The organism is Agitococcus lubricus (assembly GCF_003051055.1).
Classification (GTDB): Bacteria; Pseudomonadota; Gammaproteobacteria; order Pseudomonadales; family Moraxellaceae; genus Agitococcus; species Agitococcus lubricus.
The window spans coordinates 1-16,888 of the sequence record NZ_QAON01000003.1 but is presented as its reverse complement, the minus strand read 5'-3'; the positions used below and the strand labels follow the sequence as shown (position 1 = coordinate 16,888).

Here is a 16,888-nt window from a genome sequence, read left to right as displayed (position 1 = left end):
AACGAGGTCTATATGCCTAATCAATATCACCACGGTGTCCGCGTTTTCGAAATCAACGAAGGCACTCGGACAACTCGTACAATCAGTACAGCTATTATTGGCTTTGTAGCCATTGCTGACGATGCCAATGCTGACTTTTTTCCGCTTAATAAAGCTGTTTTAGTCACAGATATTTATGCCGCCATTGCCAAAGCGGGTACACAAGGCACATTACTCAAAACCCTACAAGCTATTGAAGCTAATACCAAACCCGTGATGGTTATTGTACGGGTAGCAGAAGGTAATAGTTCAGCAGCGACTACCGCTAATGTCATTGGCACGGTATTACCCAATGGCCAAAAGACGGGCTTAAAAGCGCTACTCAGCGCCCAGTCACAACTGGGTGTAAAGCCTCGTATTTTAGGTGTGCCATACCTTGATACCCAAGCCGTTACCAATGAATTAGTCAGTATTGCGCAAAAATTACGTGCTTTTGTTTATGCCTATGCTGACGGTGCACAAACAAAAGAAGAAGCTGTTTTGTACCGTAACAATTTTGCCGCACGCGAAATGATGGTTTTATGGCCGCATTTTACAAATGCCGTTTTAACGACTCAATCTAGTGGCTCAGTAGCAACGATTATTTCGCCTATCAATGAAGCAAATACCACGTTGGAGGACTGGATAACTTTATCTGGCCTAACCTTAGAAGTAACCGTTAATGGTACAGATATTGTCACTGCCCCCTTAAATTTTGGCAGTGCAGCTAATTTGAATGAAATCGCTGCCACCATTGAAACAGCCATTAATTTAGCGGCAGGCAGCAATGTCATCACCCTCAGTTATAACAATGGCCAGTTTAGTATGAGTACCGTTTTAATCGGTGCTGATGCCAGTCTTGCGGTCGATGTAGACCCCAGTTATGTAGGCACTTATTTGGGCTTAGACGGGCAAAGCGCACAAGGGGCTGGCAACGCCAATAGTGAAACAATCACCAGTTTACAAACCGTATCATCGGTGGCTTATGCTCTCGGTTTGCGCGCTAAAATTGACCAAGAAATTGGCTGGCATAAAACCCTATCCAACGTCGCAGTTAATGGCGTCATGGGAATTAGCAACGATATTCACTGGGACTTACAAGACCCCAATACCGATGCTGGCTACTTAAACAGTCACGAAGTCACCACCTTAATTCAGCAAAAAGGTTTTCGCTTTTGGGGGTCACGGACTTGCTCAGAAGACCCACTCTTTGCTTTTGAAAACTATACACGCACGGCGCAAGTGTTGGCTGACACCATTGCTGAAGCTCACTTTTGGGCAGTTGATAAGCCGATGCACGCCTCGTTGATTAAAGACATTGTTGAAGGAGTAAATGCCAAGTTTCGTGAGTTAAAAAACAATGGTTACATCATTGACGGCCAATGTTGGTTTGACCCTGAAGCTAATAGCAAAGACATCTTAAAAGATGGTCGCTGCTATCTTGATTACGATTACACCCCAGTCCCACCACTTGAAGACTTAATGTTCCGTCAACGTATTACCGACCGTTATTTAGTCGAATTTGCTAAATCGATTAATGGTCAATAGGAGTTAAAACCTCATGGCATTACCCAAAAAAGTTAAAAACTTTAATGTGTTTAATGATGGTGAGAGCTGGCTTGGCCAAGTCCCCGAAATTCAACTACCGAAGTTAGCACGTAAGTTTGAAGACTATCGTGCTGCAGGCATGGACGGTGCTGTTGGTGTGGATATGGGACAAGAAAACCTTGAAGCTGAAATCACCGCAGGCGGCATTATCAGACAAGCCTTGTTGCAGTTTGGTACAACCAAAATCGATGGAGTGCCATTGCGTTTTGCAGGGGCATATCAGCAAGACGACTCAGGCCAAGTGACCGCCTACGAAATTTATATGCGTGGTCGTTGGCAAGAGATTGATACAGGCAAGGCAAAGGCTGGCGATGACACCGAAGTCAAACTTAAAGCACGGCTTGCTTACTATCGCTTAGTTGAAAATGGTGTCGACCTTATCGAAATTGATTTAATGGGCATGGTCTTTAAAGTCAATGGTGTCGATATTTTAGAAGAACAACGTCGGGCTATAGGTTTGGCGTAAACGTTTGGGGAGCGACCTCCTACGCTCCCTTTTTTTATTTTTAGTGAGAGGCCATAAACGATGACTACTCCAACCAGCAAAACCATCATGCTTGATACGCCCATTAAACGTGGTCAACAAACTATTAACGAAGTGACAGTACGCAAACCCAATGCAGGTGAGCTGCGTGGTTTAAGCCTGAGTTCTTTACTGACCTTAGACGTTAATGAATTAGGCAAGTTGCTACCACGTATTACCACCCCCATCCTACACGAGCCTGATATTCAGCAACTTGACCCTGCTGACTTAGTCGAACTGGGAACAGGTGCAATCTCTTTTTTCGTCAAGAAGGACAAACAAGAGGCTTTGTCCCCAACCGCGTAGAAGATGCAATGGCTGACATTGCGGTGGTCTTTCATTGGCCACCACAAGCCATGAGTGACATGTCACTAGAGGAATTGATGGACTGGCGCGAACAAGCACGGCAACGAGTAGAGACAGATGGCGAATAATTTACAGCTACAGGCTATTTTAAATGTGATTGACCGTGCTACTGCCCCACTTCGCCAAATTACGGGAGGGAGTCAGCGGGCTGCTAATGCCTTACAAACAGCACGCCAACAATTACGCCAGCTACAACAACAGCAAGGTGATATTAATAGCTTTAAGCAGCTTACCCGTGGCTTGGCCGACACCCAACAAGAACTCGGCCAAGCACGTCAAAAATTGCAACAAATGCAAGCAGCTATTGCGGCCACCTCAAACCCTACACAAAAAATGATACGCGACTTGCAACGGCAGCAGTTAGCGGTTAATCGTCTTACTCAGGCCGAAACCGACCATACACAACAGCTACAGCAAGTCAGGCAACGATTACAACAAGCAGGCATTGATGTTAATAACTTAGGCCAACATGAGCAGCGTTTAGCGGCTGATATGGCACGCGCCAACCAAGCGATTAGGGAACAACAAGAGCGACTCAGACGATTAAATGAGATTAACCGCCAGTATCAGCAAACCATGCAACAAAGTCGAGAGTTGGCAGGGAAAGGTACAAGTATGATGATGACTGGAGCTGCGACAGGTGCAGCTCTCTCTGTACCTGTGAAAGCCTATGCCGATAACGAAGATGCCGCCACGCAACTCCGTGTTGCCATGATGAAGTCTAATGGTCAAGTCGCACCTGAGTTTGAGCAAATTAATGCACTGGCTACCAAACTAGGCAATAGCCTACCTGGTACGACTGCCGACTTTCAAAACATGATGGCCATGCTTGTTAAACAAGGGATGTCATTTAAAGCCATTTTAGGCGGCGTGGGTGAGGCATCGGGCTATTTAGCCGTACAAATGAAAATGCCGTTTGAAGAAGCAGCAGAATTTGCGGCTAAGCTGCAAGATGCCACACGCACCGCTGAAGGCGATATGATGGGCTTGATGGACACCATTCAGCGTAGCTATTACTTGGGTGTTGATAAAACCAATATGCTCAGTGGTTTTGCCAAATTAGCGGCAGGCATGAAAACCATTAAAGCGGAAGGCTTAAAAGGTGCTCAGGCGATGGCTCCGCTGTTGGTGATGGCAGACCAAGCGGCTATGTCGGGGGAAGCGGCTGGCAATGCTTACAGTAAAATTTTTGCCAAAATGATGGATACAGGCAACATCAAAAAACAGTTAGACGACTTCAAAAAAGCGACTGGTAAAAACTTCAATATGGACTTTACCAACGGTAAAGGTGAGTTTGGCGGTTTAGATAATATGTTTAAGCAACTGAACCAGCTTAAAGCCATGAGCACCGAAGACCGCTTACCGTTATTAAGTGGTCTATTTGGTAATGACTCCGAAACGATTCAAGCCTTAAACTTACTGATTGATAAAGGACAAGACGGCTATAACGACACTCTAGGTAAAATGTCTGCTCAAGCTGATTTACAAAAACGTGTGAATCAACAACTCGGTACGCTCAAAAACCTTTGGGATTCGGCAACAGGCACATTTACCAATGCAATGGCCAATTTTGGTGAGGCGATTGCGCCCGAATTAAAAGCCTTAACAACATGGCTGGCTGATGTTTCTGAAGGCATTGGTGAGTGGGCGAAAGAAAATCCTATTCTCTCCAATGCGATTATGAAGTTTTTAGGCTTGTTAGCCATTACTTTAGTTGTCTTAGGAGGCTTAACCATTGCGGTTGCTGGGGTGCTTGTTCCGTTTGCTGCTTTGCGCTTTATGTTGGGTTATTTAGGACTAAATGGCTTTAACTTTATCGGTATTTTAAAGGCGATTGGTACTGCCATTCGTGTAGTCGGTTTTGCCATTATGGGCTTAGGTCGCTTGTTATTAGCCAATCCCTTGCTGTTAGCTATTGGCTTAATTGCCACAGCCGTCTATTTAATTTATCAACACTGGGCGCCCATTAAAGCCTTCTTTATCAATTTGTGGTCAGGTATTGTCGCTTATGTCCGTAGCATTCCCCAACAATTTATGACCATCGGTGGCCAAATCATTGATGGACTATGGCAAGGTATTTCGAGTAAATGGGAAGCTGTCAAAACAAAAATTGCAGAAATTGGCGATAGTATTAGCAATACCGTCAAAGAGAAATTAGGCATCAAATCTCCTTCCCGTGTCTTTGCCGAAATTGGCTTGCACACGATGGCTGGACTTAATCAAGGCTTGGCAAACAACCAAAACTCTCCGCTTAACACAGTAATTGGGCTAAGCAAACGTCTTCAACAAAGTGCTGCTGGCTTAATGCTTGGTGGTGCAATCACCACAGCGGCAGCCACACCCATTGATAACCGTCCACCAATTAGCCCTCGCTCACCAATGGCCTCAGGTGGACAATCTGTCTTCCACATCACCATCCATGCTGCTCAAGGGATGGATGAGAAAAAATTGGCTACTTTAGTCCGTCAACAAATTGAACAGCACGAACGCAGCAAACAATCTCGTCAACGCGCCTCTTTAACCGATATTGATTAAGGACTTGCTTATGATGCTTGCTCTTGGCCTATTTGTGTTTAGCCTCCCTACCCTTAGCTACCAAGAACTTCAACGGCAAACCTCTTGGCGGTTTGCCGAAACACCCGTGCTTAACGTACGGCCACGCCAACAATTTATTGGCTTAGGGTCTGATACTATCGCTCTTAAAGGTGAACTACGCCCTGAAATTGCAGGCAAAGCCATTAGCCTCAGTTATTTACGCTCAATGGCTGACACAGGCAAAGCATGGACTTTAATTGATGGAGCTGGCCGATTTTATGGTTTATGGATTATTACCGAGTTAAACGAAACCAAGAGCATATTTTTGAGTAATGGCCAAGCTAAAAAAATCGACTTTGACCTTAACTTAAAACGTGTCGATGACAATCGAGTCGACCTTTTAGGCGATTTAATCTTAGAAGGCATTGAAGAATTATGAATGGTCACAACGAGCCTGACTTTAAGCTAATCGTTGGTGGCATTGATATTTCTGCCAAAATCCAAGACCGCCTCGAATCTCTCACGCTCACCGATAATCGCGGCCTCGAGGCAGACGAATTAGAATTGGTGCTGGATGATGGCGACGGTAAATTGGCCATTCCCAAACGTGGTGCAAACATTCAATTATCACTCGGTTGGGCAGAGACTGGCTTAATCAACAAAGGCTCGTTTACGGTTGACGAGGTTGAACACTCAGGCTCTCCCGACAAACTATCAATTAAAGCTCGCAGCGCAGACTTTAACGACAACATACAAGCAAAAAAAGCCACCAGTTACCACGCTAAAACATTGGGTGAGATTGTTGCCACCATTGCCAAATCTCATAAATTAACGCCCAAAGTAAGTAAAGAACTGGCAAGCGTTAACATTGCTCACGTTGACCAAACAGACGAAAGTGACCTTAACCTACTCTCTCGCTTAGCCAAAGATTACGATGCGATTGTCACGGTTAAGTCAGGTTATTTAATGCTGTTTAAGGCAGGCCAAGCCACAACGGTAAGTGGCAAAGCTATTCCGACGATTACCCTCACCCGACAAAAAGGCGACCAACACCGCTACAGCATTGTTGAGCGTGACAGCAATTACACGGGCGTAAAAACGTATTGGGCAGATAAAAAAGGCTCAAAACGCCAAGAAGTGATTGTTGGCTCAAGCGATAAGCTCAAGGTGATTCGTAAAACCTATAAAAATGAGGCCGAAGCCAAACACGCGGCACAAGCCGAACTTAACCGCAACAAGCGTAATGTGGCTACATTTAGCTATACATTAGCCTTGGGTCGTCCTGAGATTACACCCGAAACACCCATTAAGCTCAATGGCTTTAAGGCTGAGATTAACAGCCATCAATGGCTAGTCACCAAAGCCACTCATCATTTGAATGGCTCAGGGCTGACAACAGGCTTGGAGCTGGAGACGTTGATTTAACCGCGCAACAACAACTCCGCCCCTGCCGCCAAAAAGCCCGAACGTGACTTATAGCGGCTGTCATTTGTTACCTTATTGTCAATTAAATGAATTAATCGACTGGGTAATGTCACATTGATTTTTTCGGATTTACCCATAAAACGGCTAATATCAATATCAACAATCGCCCAAACATAACCCTCAAAATCAGGATTCTGACGATGTGCCTCAAGGCTTGAAGCCACAGGAATATCTTCACCATCATCTGCTAATACAGACAAATGACCTTCTATGGCCTCACGCACATTCAACATGGCTTCATCTAAGGTATCACCTGCCGAAAAACAGCCTGCAATATCAGGCACAGTCACACAAAAGGCATGGGTCTCATCACCTAATTCAATCGCAATTGGATACAACATTTTTCACCTCATCATTTAAGGCTCATGGATAGCCAAGTCTGGCCTCACTTGAGGCCAGCTTGTTTTAAGATGCTATTAACAGTTTTTATCGTTAAGTCTTTTTTTGGGTGAGGTATCGTCACTAATCCACTTTTTGTTGCATGTTTATAGTGATGATGACTACCCGTAATCCTAACTAAAAACCACCCATCGTCTTGCACCTTTTTTATCAGTGTTCGACTATCCATTTTGCCCTCCGCCTATTTTGATGTAGTTATTATAACCCCAAAATAAATACAAAACAATACCCCTAGAGTTATATTTATTCGCTACACTTCACCTCAACAGTATTATATAGTGTTCGACATAAGCACTTGATTAGGAACATAAAAATGTCAAAATACTTGCAAACAACAAACGAAGGCTGGGGCTTTTATGGTACTTGTTTAATTAACGGTAAAAACGCTAAAAAAGAATGGAATAAGGCGATGAAGCTCTTGGTTGAAGAGCAAGAGTTAAGCCAAGAACAAGCGCGTGATTTGTTGGATTCTAAGTGGGGTCGCCATGCGGCTAATGAATTAGATTGTGGACACTCTTTAAAATGGCAAGTAGAAACATGGCGGAGTTATTTTACAAAATCGTTATTAGATATTGGTTATCAAGGTTAACTAGGAATATAGAAAATGAGCTGCTTAAACAAACACACCCTCGCCAATAAAATTGAATGGTTAAAAAGCAAAGATGCTGCTCTTGATTTACTTATTGAATTGAGTGATGAAGTTGGTTTTGACTTAAATTTTGAGCAGTCCTTTGCTCAACAACAGTTAGAAATTGAGCGCAAGATTCAACAATTAGCCATGCTGCAAGAGGCATTAAACAAGATTGATAATAAATTTAATCGGCTTGGTTAATTACAAATACTCTCACAAGGCACACCAGTGTATTATGTTTTATAGGATAATTAGAAAGTTTTAACTATATGTTTGGTTGATGTAATCTATCACCCAAATAATATAAACCTAACATGGTAGCAGTCAGCATTTGAAAAAACGTGAATAGATATACAAAAATAAAAGTTATCGCAGCCAATGTATTCCATCCTTCAGCAATAATTTTTGAGGCCGCTGGTGCAATTGCAAGTATAAACAACGGTAATATTGCCAGTATCAAGCTTTCAAAAGTCAAAAAAGAAAACAACATACACAAAAAACGTCTACGAGTCAGTTCTATCTCATTCACTGTTCCACGCACTTCAACTTTAATTTTTGGAGTTGGTGCAGGTAGTAACTGGTCTATATCAACTTTACTAAATGTTGCAATAACAGATAATGCAGCAAGAAAGAATCCAGGCAGAGTTTGGCAAAAGGTCATGAGTTTAGAAATTAATCCATCATTACCATAGAAATTAATATCACTCCAAAAAGGTGACAACATCACCATAAGAGTAATTGAAATAATAGCAGGAAAAATCCAGTCAAATACTTTTTTGCTAGGATGATTTTTAATCGACAAATATGCAAATGGTCGAGAAAGCTGGTAAAGAATCATCCTAATTCTCCTAAAATAATGTTTTAATTTTGCTCACTATCGGTTCATAAATTGTATCATAAGCACTAATTAATGGCGGATTAAATCCGTTAATAATCTGTCGCTTAACATACATATAGTCTCTAGCCAAATCTAAGCTATCAGCATTTAAAAAAACTTCTCTATTTGAGTTTTCACGAGTCTTGAATCTTAATCTAGCACTTTCATAATTAGGTGCAGCTCGTCTTGTTACCATACGAACAATTGCTGAGTTAGTAATTGTATTATCAGGTCGTACCTTAATATGTACAGATGACTTTTCTTCACGAGCATATCCGCCATCATCCCACAAATTTTGATAACCTAACTCAGTAAAAACTTCTAGCTCTTCAATAGTACCCTTATTTAACTCATCCCAAAACTCACCACTTAGATGACCTCTAATCTCAAATTCAGAGCGATATTTGTACTGACGAGGATTTCCTGATGCATCTATACTACCGTCCAAAGCATTAACCAAAAAACCCATTGGGTTAGCCTTAGCCACTTCTTTCAGTAAATATTTAAAGTATGCTTCTAATCGTGAAATACCTAAACCAACCGCCATTTCTATCAACATTAAATAACGGTCAGGCATACCAACTTTGTGATCTAGCTTAATAACAATATGGCTAGAGCTACCACTACCTTCATCATCTTGCATTGTAATAACACGACGAGTATTTCGGTCTGGATTCACAAAAACAGGATCAGGGGCATTCTTATTAGAGCGACTAATCAATAGAGTCACTTCTCTTCTGACATTGTCAACTATTACGTCTGCCAAATATATGGTTTGAGTATCAACGTCATATTTCTTTTTAGCAATAGCAGTATTTTTTAGCGCGTCAAGGTATGTCACAAGCTCTATTAACGGTTTTGGTGAAATGCCCTGTTGCTTCGATGAATGTGATGAAACAATTAAGTCGGCAAAATAAATAACACGTTCATTTTTATGCATGAGATAGTCCTTTACTAATTTTTACTCAAAGAGTAGCTGATAACTAAATGATGAAAGCCTATGTATGCTTTTCATTTTTAGTAAAATTTTTTATTTATTACTCATCAGAATAATGTATAAGAACAACATGATAAATCTATGTAACCTTTGCGTACGAAGGTATACCAAGTCTTTATCAAACAAATATTTCGTTGCAACCTACCCCACCCGACTCTTGCTAAAATTCTCATCATTCTGGCAATAGTCGTAGCAGTCTTTAATAATTTGAGGAATACGTAAAATATCGTCAGGTGTTGGCAGTACCACATTACCGTTTTGAATTGTTAGCCCTGCCTTTATCAACTCCGAAAACAAGGTAGGGACATTTTCTATTTCAATAATAAACTGAATACTGGGCGTTTTACGGTCACCATAGTAACGATACAGCCAACGATTCACCTTACCTTGATACAACACTGCAAAGTAACTTTCAGTATCCTTCATTACCACATCATTGGCACAATCCGCCAATATGGTTTGAGTGAGTTCAAAGAGTTTTTTCTCGATGGCAGTGGTAATAATTTTAGAGTTATTTGGGTTAACCTCATCTTCGTGAGGAAAGCCAACCAGTGTTTTTCTGTCCCCTTGGGCATTACGCATAAAGCCAATAATCGCCATATCGGCCAATACCGTTTCAGTCGCCTGCTTGACAATTGGAGCAAGGCTCTCAAGTAATTTGCTAGTTAATTGCCGTTGCAAATTAGCTTGCTGAACAATAAAGCGCACATAATCTAAATTATTCCCTGTAATATTTTTACTCACAATTTTTTGGAACAGTGCCAAATAGCGGCCTTCTTCGGCTAAGGCTCGGAGCTTTTCTGGTTGGAATTGGTCATGCTGAAAAAAATATAAATGTTGATAACTGGACTCATGGTTAGTAGAAAAATCCACGATTAGAAATGGCTCATCGTCCATCACGTTTTTATTATTTAGGTCTGTAAAAAAGCGCCATTCCCGACCGTTAGTAATAGCGGCAACAGAAACATCAACACTCGAATTAAAATAACGTGCTAACTGGGCATCATGCTTTGGAAGAGTCTGAATATAGTTTTTGGCTTCAATAAGCATCACCAATTTATTTTGGCAAAATAAAGCGTAATCAACCTTCTCTCCACTCTTGGCTCCCTTAAAGTCTGCCTTATGTTCGGCTCTGACGCGTGTGGGGTCGTAAGGGCTAAAACCCAAAATATCTAACACAGGTAAAATGAGCGCTTGTTTAGTTGTTTCTTCGGTCGTACATAGGTGCCCTACTTTTTTGACGTGCTGGGCATGATGAATAACTTTTTTAATAAATTCGTCCATGTAACTATCTCTGTATTATTTAACCTTGCTAGTAAAATCCTAATTGTGCAAGACATTCTTGACAAGCCCCTAAGACATCTTTAATGTGTAACACATTGCACACATCTGCAATCAGGATTGGTCTCCTGCTAAGTCTAGAACAAGCATATAGTCGCGCTTGCGGCTTTTTTTATGCTATTTTTGCCTGCCCGCATGTTATGACGGGCTAGGCAAGGGAGCCGAAAGGCTCGCCAGTGTTCTAGCTGGTAAGACCAACCTTGTCTAGCCTGTCACCACCAAATTGGTCTTTGATGGTGACGGAGTAAAAACCTCTAGAACATAAGGCAGCTATCATGGCAGCACAAAGCAAAGTCACGGTTATTTATCGTGTTCAAGTCGTTACTACCCACGCCAACGGCAAAACCACTACCCGCACTCTAAAACATCACTACAAAACCAAAGCAGGCGCACAACGAGCTGCACTAAAGCATAGCGATATGTTTGGTAGTGATAACAAACTCCGAACCGCGCATATCATCGAACACACTGCTACTACCCCAATTCATTAAGGGGTACAGACGTGTATATCAAAAAACTAGGCTCATTCCTCACTGTCAGGGCGATAACGCTCATCCAAACTAAAATTGGGAGCTTCTCGCAATGCTTTCGCCTCTTTATAAGCAGCTATAATGGCAGCAATAACCTTCTCAACATCTTCGGGATGAATAGACACCAATGCCCCCTCAATCTCAGGGTGACTAATGGCAACCTGCGCGAGTTGATTAACATAAACCTCAACCGAATCTCTTGCTTCCACAATCAACATGTTATTCCTCTAAGAAAAAATAAATTGGGGGTGAATGACCACCTCTACCCCATTGCATTAACCCAATTTTATTTAGCCGAATGTTGCTCTAACAAGGCCGTCAGCTTTTCGAGTTGTTGTTCAACCTGAGCGCGCATCGCCATTGTTTCGGCCAAAAAATGCTCGGCTTTTTGCATTATCTCAAGGGGTGTCACTGATGAATCATTTAGAAAGGATTGTTGCAGGCGCAGCACAATATCCGCATTTAGAGAACGGTTATGGGCTTTGGCAGACTCTGCAATTTGAGCCTTTAGCTCAGCAGGAAGTCGAAGATTATAGGCATCGTTTAAATATTTACTCATTGTTTAAGTATAAACACGCCTACTTGGCTTGACAATAATATCTACTAGACCCCAATATATTAGGGTCTAGTAGATATTATTTATTAGACTCAGACGGAGACATTGTATGTCAGGTAAATACCTCAACCCAAACATGACCGTTCGTATGCCACAAGCATTAAAAGACCAATTAAAGCAACACGCCATTGCCAACAATCGCACACTCAATGCCGAAATTGTCTTTGCCTTGCAGCAGTACAACAAACAGCAACAACTTGCATCGGAGAAAAGCACATGAACAATATGACCATTTTTAACTTCAACAACACCGCTATCCGCACCTTACTTGACGAACAAGGCGAGCCATTATTTTGCGCCAAAGACGTGTGTGATGTACTGGATTACAGCAATGATTCAGACGCTATTCAAAAGCATTGTCGCGAAGCTGGGGTAGCAAAACGCGACCTCTGGTCTGGTGGACAGAACCGACAAATGACCTTTATCAACGAAGGCAACTTGTACCGACTCATCATCAAAAGCAACAAACCACAAGCCGAACCGTTCGAGGCATGGGTCTGTGACGACGTGCTACCCACCATTCGCAAAACAGGCAGCTACGGACAACAAAGCAACATGGCCGCCAATGCCAACCATCACCTGTTAGCCACCAATCCCAAACTGGGCGTTATCTTGTATTACCACCAACAAGGATTACCCCTATCGCGCATGGCGGTTCTGCTTGGTTTGTCAGTGCGTAAGGTAGAACAAGGACTGGATAAACTGGCGGATATTGGTTTGCTCAACAAAGATAATGAGCAATTAGCATTGCTGTAGCAGAAAAAGAAACGCCTCAACGAGTACGCTTTCGTTGAGGCGTAGAGATGTAACCACGAACGAGTAATTACAGTGACTACTTTATCAAAACTTAATAAAAAAAGCACGATACATTATCGTGTTCAAGTCCTAAAAACCTTTGACGATGGCACATGCGAGTTATGGCTTAGTCCTACATTATACAAATCTAAACATAGGGCATTTGTTGCAGCCGAGTGGTATACCATGCCGATTACTGATGGATTCGCACTCGGGCAGGTCATTCGTTACAACGTGCTTGAGTATTTAAACGAGCTTATTGAGAAAGGCATCGAATACCCTAATGCCATTTACCAAGCCTCACAACAATACAAGGTTAACCACGACGACCTGCAAACCGAATACGATAACCAATTCGGAGGCCAAGCATGAACATTCAAAGCCTCCCTTGGTTTAAGTTTGCCCACGATGCTTACTTAGTCAGCGAGTTCAAAGCAAAGGCCAACGCCTTTGCTAAGGCCGCCTATTTAGATTTACTGTGTTATGCCATGAAACAAACGCCTGCCCTCTCCTTGCCCAATGACGACAACGTCTTGGCAGGCTGGGCAAGTCTTGCATTAGAGGCATGGCTGCAAATTAAAGAATTAGTCTTGTCTCAATTTAGCTTTAACCAAAACGACAACCGCTACTACAGCCCAATGTTAATAGAGCTATATAGCGACACCGAACAACCACAAGCCAACGAACAGCAAGCACCACGCAAACGCTCCAGCAGTGCCGAACGTGTTGCTCGTCATCGTGCTAACAAAAAAGCAATCGCAGAGGCTAACAAGGCTGTAACGCACGATGTAACACTACCTTGTAACGCACCTGTAACGCCTGAAACCGTTACAAGTAACGCCAATGTAACCCCTGTAACCGTTACAATGGGGGGTAAGGGGGGAGATTTAGAATGTAGATTAGATAATTTAGATAAAAATATTGTGGTTACTGATATCGTAACTAACCAAAGCGTAACGCCCTGTAACGCGGTAACACCACAACAAACAACACGTTTTAAGATGCCTTTTGACTTTAACGTCAGCATCGAAGAACTACAGCCCTTCATGGCCAAACTAGAAGTGCCAATCACTAAGCACAACCACCACCATCTCAACCACTTTGTTGCCCACTACCTAGCCACTGACTTCAAAAACACCCATGAGCAATGGGTTTTTCAATACGCCAAATGGCTTGAGCGTCAAAAGCTAAGTCCTATCAACACTGACAATTTAGCCAGTACGCCTAACAGCAGGAGCACAGTCAGCATCAAGTTAGCTGACGAAAGACCACAATGGCAAATCTTTGCAGAACGTGCAGCAGCAAAAAAAACCAAACAAGGGCAAGGATTCAGCCTAGCAAGCTGATAATCACATCACAAAAGTACAAGACAGTTTGTTAGAAAGACTGAATAGAAATTCCTAACATCTAGTAACAGTCGATGGTAAACCCCAAAAAGTTGGACTTACTAGATGCATGATATAGGAGACAAGAGATGACTAAGCAAAAGCACCTCATATCACCAGAGGATGTAAGAGCATTACAAAAAAATGCAGCTATCGTTCGCGTGATGACCGACATGCTGGCACATAGTAGCCACGACATTACCATCAACAACAAAGCACTCTTTGATATGTTGGATGGGATGGCTCACGAACTAGAGACCATCATGCATAACATTGATAAGGGTGATTAACCCTAAATAGTCAGCATGGTTAGTAAACTAACCATGCCCTGAGTGTCTGTTATACCGTCGCTTGATGTATCAATGACACAATACGACTTAAGGCCATCTTATCATCGTGTTGAAGTCCCCTATATATCGCCAGTAAACGACGCTCATCATCAGAAAGTACACTCGCATGTGTAGCTCGCGTGCCTGTCACAACATAAAGAATATCAACACCCATCGCAGCAATTTTGCGAAGATACTCAGCATCTGGACAACGGATATTACGCTCATATTGTGATTGTGCATTGCGCTCAACACCGCCCATCTGACCAAATTCTGTTTGATTTTTAATGCCAATACGCTCGCGCTCTTCGCGAATCCTATCCCCTATTGAATCCATAAAGATACAAACCCCTATTTACATGCACTCAAAATGATGCAAAAATGTTATTGTCTTATGCTTTGCAAGAGAATAATACACCATGCCTACTCAGCAAAAAACGAAATCATACAACCCTCGGGGTGTCCTTAAAGACGAGCCGATTTACTTGAGGCTATCTCCTGAAGAACTACAAAAACTCAAATCCATCGCAACCAACGAAAATAGAAGCCTTGCAGCCATGTCACGGCTTCTTGTGAATGAAGGATTAAAAGGACGAGAACAATTCACGCAGGGATAAGACTCATGTACCAAGACCCCAACCTTGTTCGCATACATCGTGTCACTACTAACCTAAATGCGTATGAAATCAGACTCCTTGACCAAATTGCCAAGCAGACGGGTCGTGACCGCGCCAGTATTGTGCGCGAGCTAATCATGAACCAAGCCAATCAAGTACTGGGCAATCACGGGTTATCTGAGCATAAAAAAACGGGCACGAATTAAAAAAATAAGGGCTATCGATGCACAACATCGGTACATTTTTTCGACAAAAATAAGTAACTCAAGAGTAACTCAAAGATGGTGATTGAACTAACAGAGGAAGAAATCAACATACTGGAAGCTGTCAAACACACACTACAGCTAGAGTCCATCCAAGAAACGGCAAACTACTTGATACATCTTCAACTCAAGCAGCTCAAAGAGAATTTAGTGGTGGTCGACAATCATGATAACCAAATGCCCTCACTGTAAACAGGATGCCTTTATTCGACGTAGTCAGCAAGTCACAGCCTTGCTGAGAGAAATTACGTTTATGTGCAGTCATCCTGAATGCGGCCATACCTTCGTCGCCATGTTACACGCGGTCAGAACCCTGTCTCCCTCTGCTACCCCTGACCATCACGTATTTTTACCTATTTCTAAAATGGCCAACAAACGACTCATCATTGAGACACTTGAAAAACAGCAAAACCAAGGAGAGCTAGATGTCTAATCAAGTTGATATAAATATGGCCAAAGGTTTGGCCAAAAACTTTATTCATGCCTCGTATTATCAGTACCTGAACGGCAAACGAGACGATTTAATTATAGCGTGTGCCAATCATCTAGCCGACACCAAAGGCTATCCATTAACGATTGCAATTGATATCGCCATTAACGAATTAGCTGCGTTTGAAGGGCAAAATGCCCTTGCAGACATTAACATCCTTAAAAGTAACAGCAGCTTAGTGGTGATTGATGACCATCATAATCATCGTCGTCTCTATTACACCATCGAAGATATTTTACGTACCGCCTCCGTCCTGACTATCAAACCCATAAAAGCAAACTCACAATGAATCCCATCATTAAATCAGATGCGCTCACACGCTTACAGTCTGACTTTGACTTCAAATTAACGGGCAATAGAAAATGGCTTCAGGAAGGTCGTTGTCCCTCATGCCACAAAAAAGAACTGTACGGTTCGGCTGAAGCACCTTGGGTCATTAAATGTGGGCGCATCAACAACTGTGGCTATGAAAACGGACTACGCGACTTATACCCCGATTTATTTGAATCTTGGAGCGACCGTTTTAAAGCGGACGACAAAAACCCCAATGCGGCTGCCGATGCCTACTTAAAAGAGGCGCGTGGCTTTAACCTCACAACATTAAAAAGCTGCTACAGCCAAGAGTATTACTTTGATAGAGAACTTGAGATTGGCTCTGCGACGGTACGCTTTAGCCTTGCTGATGGTTATTGGGAACGTATTATTGATAAGCCCGAACGCTTCAAATCTAAAGCGAGAATTAAACCTGGTTTTAGTGCTAATGGACTATGGTGGAGCATGCCAAATACCGACCTCTTACATGCCAAAGAAATTTGGCTTGTAGAAGGGATATTCGATGCCATTGCACTGTCGCACCACGGACTAACGGCAGTTGCGATTATTTCCAGTAATTATTACCCACACATCGCCATCAAAGCACTGGCAGAACAATGCTTAGCCAACAATATCGCCAAGCCAAAACTGGTTATCGCAATGGATAATGACCCTGTGTAATGGTCAAGAGAAACAGGACAGTTATTTAGGCAGCTTGTCTTAAAAAATCACGTTCAAATATTAATGGTGATTTATAACCTAGCGTTGAAT

Annotated in this window: 28 protein-coding genes; 20 read left to right on the top strand and 8 right to left on the bottom strand. The window is 42.5% G+C overall.

What is annotated here, in order from left to right; translation table 11 throughout:
* The first annotated feature begins 12 nt into the window (after positions 1 to 12).
* Genes C8N29_RS03855 through C8N29_RS03825 form a run of 7 tightly spaced genes read left to right on the top strand, consistent with a single transcriptional unit; the run spans position 13 to position 6,475 of the window.
* Complete coding sequence (locus C8N29_RS03855) at positions 13 to 1,566, top strand: phage tail sheath subtilisin-like domain-containing protein (protein ID WP_204509268.1); 1,554 nt, start codon at positions 13 to 15, stop codon at positions 1,564 to 1,566.
* A gap of 13 nt (positions 1,567 to 1,579) precedes the next feature.
* Positions 1,580 to 2,092, top strand: coding sequence for a phage major tail tube protein (locus C8N29_RS03850; RefSeq protein ID WP_107864726.1), 513 nt, complete (start codon positions 1,580 to 1,582; stop codon positions 2,090 to 2,092).
* 60 nt (positions 2,093 to 2,152) lie between these two features.
* Positions 2,153 to 2,455, top strand: coding sequence for a phage tail assembly protein (locus tag C8N29_RS03845; protein ID WP_107864725.1), 303 nt, complete (start codon positions 2,153 to 2,155; stop codon positions 2,453 to 2,455).
* An 8-nt stretch (positions 2,456 to 2,463) separates the two neighbouring features.
* Positions 2,464 to 2,583, top strand: a complete 120-nt coding sequence (locus tag C8N29_RS03840) for a GpE family phage tail protein (protein WP_107864724.1) — start codon at positions 2,464 to 2,466, stop codon at positions 2,581 to 2,583.
* A complete protein-coding gene (locus C8N29_RS03835; RefSeq protein ID WP_107864723.1) occupies positions 2,573 to 5,050 on the top strand; it encodes a phage tail tape measure protein in 2,478 nt (825 codons plus the stop codon). The genes C8N29_RS03840 and C8N29_RS03835 overlap by 11 nt, the downstream gene beginning before the upstream one ends.
* Positions 5,051 to 5,060: 10 nt before the next feature.
* Positions 5,061 to 5,489: a phage tail protein gene (locus C8N29_RS03830; protein WP_107864722.1), complete on the top strand. Its 429-nt coding sequence runs from the start codon at positions 5,061 to 5,063 to the stop codon at positions 5,487 to 5,489.
* Complete coding sequence (locus C8N29_RS03825; protein ID WP_107864721.1) at positions 5,486 to 6,475, top strand: phage late control D family protein; 990 nt, start codon at positions 5,486 to 5,488, stop codon at positions 6,473 to 6,475. The genes C8N29_RS03830 and C8N29_RS03825 overlap by 4 nt, the downstream gene beginning before the upstream one ends.
* On the opposite strand, the gene C8N29_RS03820 is transcribed toward C8N29_RS03825, so the two are convergent.
* Both C8N29_RS03820 and C8N29_RS03815 read right to left on the bottom strand, forming a co-directional pair.
* A complete protein-coding gene (locus C8N29_RS03820; protein ID WP_107864720.1) occupies positions 6,472 to 6,876 on the bottom strand; it encodes a type II toxin-antitoxin system HicB family antitoxin in 405 nt (134 codons plus the stop codon). The two genes, C8N29_RS03825 and C8N29_RS03820, sit on opposite strands and share 4 nt — an antisense overlap.
* Positions 6,877 to 6,920: 44 nt before the next feature.
* Positions 6,921 to 7,103, bottom strand: coding sequence for a type II toxin-antitoxin system HicA family toxin (locus C8N29_RS03815; RefSeq protein ID WP_107864719.1), 183 nt, complete (start codon positions 7,101 to 7,103; stop codon positions 6,921 to 6,923).
* A gap of 144 nt (positions 7,104 to 7,247) precedes the next feature.
* Here C8N29_RS03815 and C8N29_RS03810 point away from each other — a divergent pair, with 144 nt between their 5' ends.
* Positions 7,248 to 7,523, top strand: coding sequence for a hypothetical protein (locus C8N29_RS03810; RefSeq protein WP_107864718.1), 276 nt, complete (start codon positions 7,248 to 7,250; stop codon positions 7,521 to 7,523).
* Positions 7,524 to 7,538: 15 nt separating this feature from the next.
* Complete coding sequence (locus C8N29_RS03805) at positions 7,539 to 7,766, top strand: hypothetical protein (RefSeq protein WP_107864717.1); 228 nt, start codon at positions 7,539 to 7,541, stop codon at positions 7,764 to 7,766.
* A 64-nt stretch (positions 7,767 to 7,830) separates the two neighbouring features.
* On the opposite strand, the gene C8N29_RS03800 is transcribed toward C8N29_RS03805, so the two are convergent.
* From C8N29_RS03800 to C8N29_RS03790, 3 genes are all read right to left on the bottom strand, one after another.
* On the bottom strand, positions 7,831 to 8,403 hold the full coding sequence (locus tag C8N29_RS03800; RefSeq protein WP_107864716.1) for a hypothetical protein: 573 nt from the start codon (positions 8,401 to 8,403) through the stop codon (positions 7,831 to 7,833).
* Between the two features lie 10 nt (positions 8,404 to 8,413).
* Positions 8,414 to 9,382, bottom strand: coding sequence for a hypothetical protein (locus C8N29_RS03795; RefSeq protein WP_107864715.1), 969 nt, complete (start codon positions 9,380 to 9,382; stop codon positions 8,414 to 8,416).
* Positions 9,383 to 9,580: 198 nt separating this feature from the next.
* The gene (locus C8N29_RS03790; protein ID WP_107864714.1) at positions 9,581 to 10,723 is read right to left on the bottom strand and encodes a type I restriction endonuclease; all 1,143 of its coding nucleotides are present in this window, start codon (positions 10,721 to 10,723) and stop codon (positions 9,581 to 9,583) included.
* A 332-nt stretch (positions 10,724 to 11,055) separates the two neighbouring features.
* On the opposite strand from C8N29_RS03790, the gene C8N29_RS03785 reads away from it, so the two are divergent.
* Complete coding sequence (locus C8N29_RS03785; protein ID WP_107864713.1) at positions 11,056 to 11,271, top strand: hypothetical protein; 216 nt, start codon at positions 11,056 to 11,058, stop codon at positions 11,269 to 11,271.
* 32 nt (positions 11,272 to 11,303) lie between these two features.
* Here C8N29_RS03785 and C8N29_RS03780 read toward each other — a convergent pair whose 3' ends face one another.
* Positions 11,304 to 11,528, bottom strand: a complete 225-nt coding sequence (locus C8N29_RS03780; protein ID WP_107864712.1) for a hypothetical protein — start codon at positions 11,526 to 11,528, stop codon at positions 11,304 to 11,306.
* 68 nt (positions 11,529 to 11,596) lie between these two features.
* Entirely contained in the window at positions 11,597 to 11,869 is a 273-nt protein-coding gene (locus tag C8N29_RS03775) for an Arc family DNA-binding protein (RefSeq protein ID WP_107864711.1), read from the bottom strand.
* A 106-nt stretch (positions 11,870 to 11,975) separates the two neighbouring features.
* Here C8N29_RS03775 and C8N29_RS03770 point away from each other — a divergent pair, with 106 nt between their 5' ends.
* The 5 genes from C8N29_RS03770 (at position 11,976) to C8N29_RS03750 (ending at position 14,396) form a co-directional block, all read left to right on the top strand.
* Positions 11,976 to 12,146: an Arc family DNA-binding protein gene (locus C8N29_RS03770; protein WP_107864710.1), complete on the top strand. Its 171-nt coding sequence runs from the start codon at positions 11,976 to 11,978 to the stop codon at positions 12,144 to 12,146.
* Positions 12,143 to 12,682, top strand: coding sequence for a BRO-N domain-containing protein (locus tag C8N29_RS03765; protein ID WP_107864709.1), 540 nt, complete (start codon positions 12,143 to 12,145; stop codon positions 12,680 to 12,682). Before C8N29_RS03770 ends, C8N29_RS03765 begins: the two co-directional genes overlap by 4 nt.
* A 72-nt stretch (positions 12,683 to 12,754) precedes the next feature.
* Positions 12,755 to 13,093, top strand: a complete 339-nt coding sequence (locus tag C8N29_RS03760; protein WP_107864708.1) for a hypothetical protein — start codon at positions 12,755 to 12,757, stop codon at positions 13,091 to 13,093.
* On the top strand, positions 13,090 to 14,067 hold the full coding sequence (locus tag C8N29_RS03755; protein ID WP_107864707.1) for a DUF1376 domain-containing protein: 978 nt from the start codon (positions 13,090 to 13,092) through the stop codon (positions 14,065 to 14,067). Before C8N29_RS03760 ends, C8N29_RS03755 begins: the two co-directional genes overlap by 4 nt.
* 128 nt (positions 14,068 to 14,195) lie before the next feature.
* Positions 14,196 to 14,396: a hypothetical protein gene (locus tag C8N29_RS03750; RefSeq protein ID WP_107864706.1), complete on the top strand. Its 201-nt coding sequence runs from the start codon at positions 14,196 to 14,198 to the stop codon at positions 14,394 to 14,396.
* A 49-nt stretch (positions 14,397 to 14,445) separates the two neighbouring features.
* On the opposite strand, the gene C8N29_RS03745 is transcribed toward C8N29_RS03750, so the two are convergent.
* Positions 14,446 to 14,772 (bottom strand): helix-turn-helix domain-containing protein, encoded by a 327-nt coding sequence (locus C8N29_RS03745; RefSeq protein ID WP_107864705.1) that lies wholly within the window; start codon positions 14,770 to 14,772, stop codon positions 14,446 to 14,448.
* Positions 14,773 to 15,057: 285 nt separating this feature from the next.
* On the opposite strand from C8N29_RS03745, the gene C8N29_RS03735 reads away from it, so the two are divergent.
* The 5 genes from C8N29_RS03735 (at position 15,058) to C8N29_RS03720 (ending at position 16,798) form a co-directional block, all read left to right on the top strand.
* On the top strand, positions 15,058 to 15,258 hold the full coding sequence (locus tag C8N29_RS03735) for a hypothetical protein (protein ID WP_107864703.1): 201 nt from the start codon (positions 15,058 to 15,060) through the stop codon (positions 15,256 to 15,258).
* Positions 15,259 to 15,333: 75 nt separating this feature from the next.
* Positions 15,334 to 15,507 (top strand): hypothetical protein, encoded by a 174-nt coding sequence (locus C8N29_RS16730; protein ID WP_170106880.1) that lies wholly within the window; start codon positions 15,334 to 15,336, stop codon positions 15,505 to 15,507.
* Complete coding sequence (locus tag C8N29_RS03730; RefSeq protein WP_107864702.1) at positions 15,482 to 15,748, top strand: Ogr/Delta-like zinc finger protein; 267 nt, start codon at positions 15,482 to 15,484, stop codon at positions 15,746 to 15,748. Before C8N29_RS16730 ends, C8N29_RS03730 begins: the two co-directional genes overlap by 26 nt.
* The gene (locus tag C8N29_RS03725; protein WP_107864701.1) at positions 15,741 to 16,094 is read left to right on the top strand and encodes a hypothetical protein; all 354 of its coding nucleotides are present in this window, start codon (positions 15,741 to 15,743) and stop codon (positions 16,092 to 16,094) included. Before C8N29_RS03730 ends, C8N29_RS03725 begins: the two co-directional genes overlap by 8 nt.
* Positions 16,091 to 16,798, top strand: a complete 708-nt coding sequence (locus C8N29_RS03720; RefSeq protein ID WP_107864700.1) for a toprim domain-containing protein — start codon at positions 16,091 to 16,093, stop codon at positions 16,796 to 16,798. Before C8N29_RS03725 ends, C8N29_RS03720 begins: the two co-directional genes overlap by 4 nt.
* The last annotated feature ends 90 nt before the right edge of the window (positions 16,799 to 16,888 follow it).

What these genes read in the sequence shown, in the direction of transcription:
- C8N29_RS03820 (WP_107864720.1), bottom strand. Translation starts at nt 6,876, where the DNA reads ATGTTGTATCCAATTGCGATTGAATTAGGTGATGAGACCCATGCCTTT.
- C8N29_RS03720 (WP_107864700.1), top strand. Translation starts at nt 16,091, where the DNA reads ATGAATCCCATCATTAAATCAGATGCGCTCACACGCTTACAGTCTGAC.
- C8N29_RS03855 (WP_204509268.1), top strand. Translation starts at nt 13, where the DNA reads ATGCCTAATCAATATCACCACGGTGTCCGCGTTTTCGAAATCAACGAA.
- C8N29_RS03750 (WP_107864706.1), top strand. Translation starts at nt 14,196, where the DNA reads ATGACTAAGCAAAAGCACCTCATATCACCAGAGGATGTAAGAGCATTA.
- C8N29_RS03810 (WP_107864718.1), top strand. Translation starts at nt 7,248, where the DNA reads ATGTCAAAATACTTGCAAACAACAAACGAAGGCTGGGGCTTTTATGGT.
- C8N29_RS03795 (WP_107864715.1), bottom strand. Translation starts at nt 9,382, where the DNA reads ATGCATAAAAATGAACGTGTTATTTATTTTGCCGACTTAATTGTTTCA.
- C8N29_RS03830 (WP_107864722.1), top strand. Translation starts at nt 5,061, where the DNA reads ATGATGCTTGCTCTTGGCCTATTTGTGTTTAGCCTCCCTACCCTTAGC.
- C8N29_RS03815 (WP_107864719.1), bottom strand. Translation starts at nt 7,103, where the DNA reads ATGGATAGTCGAACACTGATAAAAAAGGTGCAAGACGATGGGTGGTTT.
- C8N29_RS03825 (WP_107864721.1), top strand. Translation starts at nt 5,486, where the DNA reads ATGAATGGTCACAACGAGCCTGACTTTAAGCTAATCGTTGGTGGCATT.
- C8N29_RS03730 (WP_107864702.1), top strand. Translation starts at nt 15,482, where the DNA reads ATGATAACCAAATGCCCTCACTGTAAACAGGATGCCTTTATTCGACGT.
- C8N29_RS03790 (WP_107864714.1), bottom strand. Translation starts at nt 10,723, where the DNA reads ATGGACGAATTTATTAAAAAAGTTATTCATCATGCCCAGCACGTCAAA.
- C8N29_RS03805 (WP_107864717.1), top strand. Translation starts at nt 7,539, where the DNA reads ATGAGCTGCTTAAACAAACACACCCTCGCCAATAAAATTGAATGGTTA.
- C8N29_RS03770 (WP_107864710.1), top strand. Translation starts at nt 11,976, where the DNA reads ATGTCAGGTAAATACCTCAACCCAAACATGACCGTTCGTATGCCACAA.
- C8N29_RS03785 (WP_107864713.1), top strand. Translation starts at nt 11,056, where the DNA reads ATGGCAGCACAAAGCAAAGTCACGGTTATTTATCGTGTTCAAGTCGTT.
- C8N29_RS03835 (WP_107864723.1), top strand. Translation starts at nt 2,573, where the DNA reads ATGGCGAATAATTTACAGCTACAGGCTATTTTAAATGTGATTGACCGT.
- C8N29_RS03725 (WP_107864701.1), top strand. Translation starts at nt 15,741, where the DNA reads ATGTCTAATCAAGTTGATATAAATATGGCCAAAGGTTTGGCCAAAAAC.
- C8N29_RS03780 (WP_107864712.1), bottom strand. Translation starts at nt 11,528, where the DNA reads ATGTTGATTGTGGAAGCAAGAGATTCGGTTGAGGTTTATGTTAATCAA.
- C8N29_RS03765 (WP_107864709.1), top strand. Translation starts at nt 12,143, where the DNA reads ATGAACAATATGACCATTTTTAACTTCAACAACACCGCTATCCGCACC.
- C8N29_RS03745 (WP_107864705.1), bottom strand. Translation starts at nt 14,772, where the DNA reads ATGGATTCAATAGGGGATAGGATTCGCGAAGAGCGCGAGCGTATTGGC.
- C8N29_RS03775 (WP_107864711.1), bottom strand. Translation starts at nt 11,869, where the DNA reads ATGAGTAAATATTTAAACGATGCCTATAATCTTCGACTTCCTGCTGAG.
- C8N29_RS03845 (WP_107864725.1), top strand. Translation starts at nt 2,153, where the DNA reads ATGACTACTCCAACCAGCAAAACCATCATGCTTGATACGCCCATTAAA.
- C8N29_RS03735 (WP_107864703.1), top strand. Translation starts at nt 15,058, where the DNA reads ATGTACCAAGACCCCAACCTTGTTCGCATACATCGTGTCACTACTAAC.
- C8N29_RS16730 (WP_170106880.1), top strand. Translation starts at nt 15,334, where the DNA reads ATGGTGATTGAACTAACAGAGGAAGAAATCAACATACTGGAAGCTGTC.
- C8N29_RS03755 (WP_107864707.1), top strand. Translation starts at nt 13,090, where the DNA reads ATGAACATTCAAAGCCTCCCTTGGTTTAAGTTTGCCCACGATGCTTAC.
- C8N29_RS03850 (WP_107864726.1), top strand. Translation starts at nt 1,580, where the DNA reads ATGGCATTACCCAAAAAAGTTAAAAACTTTAATGTGTTTAATGATGGT.
- C8N29_RS03840 (WP_107864724.1), top strand. Translation starts at nt 2,464, where the DNA reads ATGGCTGACATTGCGGTGGTCTTTCATTGGCCACCACAAGCCATGAGT.
- C8N29_RS03800 (WP_107864716.1), bottom strand. Translation starts at nt 8,403, where the DNA reads ATGATTCTTTACCAGCTTTCTCGACCATTTGCATATTTGTCGATTAAA.